This is a genomic window from Fusobacterium sp., assembly GCF_029258315.1.
Lineage (GTDB): Bacteria > Fusobacteriota > Fusobacteriia > Fusobacteriales > Fusobacteriaceae > Fusobacterium_B.
The window spans coordinates 1-3,693 of record NZ_JARHZE010000053.1 but is presented as its reverse complement, the minus strand read 5'-3'; the positions used below and the strand labels follow the sequence as shown (position 1 = coordinate 3,693).

The following is a 3,693-nucleotide window of genomic DNA, read 5'->3' as shown; positions in this document are numbered from 1 at the left end:
CGTGTTCTACCCAACCCTCTTTTGGATATATTTGTCTAAATTCTTTTTGAGCTATTCCTACTATTTTTTGTGTTTCGTCAAATAAAACTGCTCTTGATGATGTTGTTCCTTGGTCTAATGCAATTATATATTTCATTAATTTAACCTCCCATAACTTATATTCAAAGTTTTATTTTTAATTTATTTTCTACTATAAAGAAGCCACACAAACTATACATTCCCCTACAAAAGCATCAAATAATAATGCTCCTGCTACTGCTCCTAATATTGGACCTACTACTGGTACCCAAGAGTATCCCCAGTTTGATCCACCTTTTCCTTTTATTGGCAATATAGCATGAGCAATTCTTGGTCCTAAGTCTCTAGCTGGGTTGATAGCAAATCCTGTTGCACCTCCAGTAGACATACCTATTACAAATATTAACATACCAACTAAGAATGGTCCCATTCCTGGATCAACTTGATTTTTTCCATATCCTATTGCAAGTATTCCTATTACTAATATAGCTGTTCCAATAAACTCTGTTACAACATTCCAAGGTTTATTGTCTATTGCTGGGCCTGTTGAGAAAACTCCTAATTTTGTTCCTGAATCTGGTTCCTCATCTAAAAGGTCTTTATAAACTAAGTATGCTAACATTGCTCCAAACATTGCTCCTAAAACTTGAGCTATTATATATCCTGGAAGTAAAGCTGCATCCATTCTTCCTGATATAGCAAGAGCTATTGATAGTGCTGGATTAAGATGTGCTCCACTTACCCATCCAGTAAGATAAGCTGACATTGTAACTGCCATTCCCCATCCTAAACAAGTACAAATCCACCCACCATTTTTTCCATAACTTTTTCTCAAACTAAGAGTCATATTAACTCCATTACCTAAAAGTAATAATAAAGCTGTTCCAATAAATTCTGCCAAATACATTGATGTTGTACTCATATAAAACCCCCTTACATAGTTTATAATTATTTAGATGTTTTTTCTGGATAATAAAAAAAAGGCACTCAAAAATTATATAATTTCTGTTAAAGCCTTTCTCCATCACTCAGCCATATTTCATCTTTCAATTAGAGTATACTCTAATTATACTTTATTGTCAATATTTTTTTATTTTTATCTTTTTTAGAACATTTATTTAAATTGAGATTAATTTTTTTTGAGATAACTTAAATTTTAGTTCTATCTTTGAATCTTTTATAGTATAATATAAAGAAAAAATGGAGGTTGTTTGTTTGGAAGATTTAAAAAAAAATTTAAAAAAAACTGTTCCTGCTATTGAAAAGGTTGATAAAATTTTTAATTTTTTATATAAAAATGAAAAAGCTACACAATCTACAATTTCTAAAGAGTTGAACATTCCTAAAGCAACTACAAACAGAATATTATCTACTTTAATAAGTCTTAACTATTTAAGCTATGAAGATCGCTTTTATAGCCTGGGAGAAAAATTTCATATTTTTTCAAATAAAAAAGATAAACATATTTTAATAAAAAACATTGCTCATCCATACTTAGAAGAACTTTCTTTAAAATTTAAAGAAACTTTTAAATTGAGTGTTCTTGATGAAAATGTTGTTAGATGTATAGCTAAAATCCAAAGTGGAGATTTAGTTAAAATCTCTATCTCTGAAAATGCTATCTTCCCTCTTCATGCTGGTGCTGCAAGTAAAATTCTTATCTCTCAACTAAGTGAAGCAAGGCTTAATAAACTTTTAACACCAACTTTACCAAAATATACAGAACATACAATAACAGACAGAGAGGAATTAAAAAAAGAACTTTTCAAGGTTAATGTTAATAAAATAGCTTTTGATAATATGGAACATTCTGAGCAAATAAAAGCTATTGCAGTCCCTATTCTTAATGAAAATAATAGAATTATAGCTGCCATTAGTTGCCCTTGTTTTTATGAATCTCTTACCCCTGAAAGGACAAAAATTATATCAAAAGAATTAAAAAAAGTTGCTGCTGAAATTTCTAAACGTTTAGCATATTTTAAATAGAAAAGATTTACAAATTGATTTCTCATCAGTTTGTAAATCTTTTTTTAATTTCTTAAATTTTTTCTACTATATATTTATATAAAATTTTAAATAGCTTTTCTAACTTTAAAATATGTCATTTAATTTATAATTTTTTAATATTTCTATCTCTTTTTTTAAGAATTTTTCCACATCTTCTATATGTAAACTTATACTTTTTTCTGCTGGTCCACCTTTTGTAGTTCTTTTTTCTACACAATTTTCTATATTAATTTCATTATATATATCCTCTTCAAATAAATCTGAAAAGTTTTTATACTCCTCTAAATTCATTTCTTCTAAAGACTTATCTTTGTCTATGCAATCAGAAACAATACTTCCAACTATCTTATATGCATCTCTAAAACTCATTCCTTTATTTGTTAGATAATCTGCCACATCTGTTGCATTTATAAATCCACTTTGACAAGCCTCTAACATTCTTTTTTTATTAGGTTTCATTGTTTTTATCATTCCATTAAATACTGAAAAACAACTTTTTACTGTATCTAAAGCATCAAAAACTGCCTCTTTATCCTCTTGCATATCCTTATTATAAGCTAATGGTATCCCCTTCATTGTAGTAAGTATTCCCATTAGATCCCCAAAAACTCTTCCACTTTTACCTCTTATTAACTCTGCTGCATCTGGATTTTTCTTTTGAGGCATTATACTGCTTCCTGTTGAAAAAGCATCACTCATTTCTAAATATCCAAAATCATTAGAACAATAAATTATTATTTCTTCGCAAAATCTAGAAAGATGAACCATTATTATAGAAAGAGCACTTATTAACTCCATAACATGATCTCTGTCTGAAACACCATCTAAACTATTCCATACTGGTCTCTCAAATCCTAACAATTCACTCGTATACTCCATATCTAAAGGATAAGATGTTCCTGCCAAAGCCGCTGATCCAAGTGGACAAACATTCATCATATTAAAAGCATTTTCAAGTCTTTTATAATCTCTCTTAAACATCTCTATATAACCTAAAACGTAATGTGAAAAACAAATTGGTTGAGCCTTTTGTAAATGAGTAAAACCTGGCATAAAAGTTTTTTTATTTTCTTTGGCTATATTATTTAAAATTTCTATGGTCTCTATTAGATAAGATTGTATTTTTTTTATTTCATCCTTTAAATATAGTTTTAAATCCACAGCAGTTTGGTCATTTCTACTTCTACCAGTATGTAGTTTTTTTCCTATATCCCCTATTCTATCTATTAAATTTTTCTCCACATTCATATGTATATCTTCATATTCAACCAATAATTTTATTTTTTTATTTTCTATATCTTCTAAAATTTCTCTTAAAGTTTTTTCTATAAGAGTCGCTTCATCATTGGATACTATTCCTTGTTTTCCTAGTCCTCTCACATGAGCAATACTTCCCATTATATCATAATAGGCAAGTCTTTCCTCAAAATTTATTGTTGAATGAAAATCCAAAATTAAATTACTAGCTTTCTCTTTAAATCTTCCTGAAAAATATTGCATACTCTTTCCTCCTAAATTTTTGTATAAAAAAAACTGGTTAGCACTAAAACTAAACCAGTCTTTTGACAATTTATTACAAGATCAAAATAACTATTTTATTCCATAGCTCACCAAATAAAAAATATTCTATTTTATATTTGATTTCTCCTGAATAAACTTAGCATTTTT

General features: G+C 28.3%; 4 protein-coding genes. 1 reads left to right on the top strand and 3 read right to left on the bottom strand.

The annotated features are described in order from the left end of the window. On the bottom strand, positions 1 to 136 hold a 136-nt coding region (locus Q1J48_RS04070), incomplete at its 3' end, for an FGGY family carbohydrate kinase (RefSeq protein ID WP_300361440.1). Between the two features lie 54 nt (positions 137 to 190). After that, a complete protein-coding gene (locus tag Q1J48_RS04065) occupies positions 191 to 940 on the bottom strand; it encodes an MIP/aquaporin family protein (protein ID WP_300361437.1) in 750 nt (249 codons plus the stop codon). A gap of 293 nt (positions 941 to 1,233) precedes the next feature. Between Q1J48_RS04065 and Q1J48_RS04060 the strand changes: the two genes are divergently transcribed. Next, positions 1,234 to 2,004 carry an IclR family transcriptional regulator gene (locus Q1J48_RS04060; RefSeq protein ID WP_300330070.1) on the top strand — a complete coding sequence of 257 codons (771 nt, stop codon included), beginning with the start codon at positions 1,234 to 1,236 and terminating at the stop codon, positions 2,002 to 2,004. A gap of 105 nt (positions 2,005 to 2,109) precedes the next feature. Here the strand turns inward: Q1J48_RS04060 and argH are convergent, their stop codons facing one another. After that, on the bottom strand, positions 2,110 to 3,525 hold the full coding sequence (gene argH / locus Q1J48_RS04055; protein ID WP_300361435.1) for an argininosuccinate lyase: 1,416 nt from the start codon (positions 3,523 to 3,525) through the stop codon (positions 2,110 to 2,112). Positions 3,526 to 3,693: the final 168 nt, after the last annotated feature.

Bases quoted from the DNA above. Each gene is read 5' to 3' on its own strand.
- argH (WP_300361435.1), bottom strand. From the start codon at position 3,525: ATGCAATATTTTTCAGGAAGATTTAAAGAGAAAGCTAGTAATTTAATT.
- Q1J48_RS04065 (WP_300361437.1), bottom strand. From the start codon at position 940: ATGAGTACAACATCAATGTATTTGGCAGAATTTATTGGAACAGCTTTA.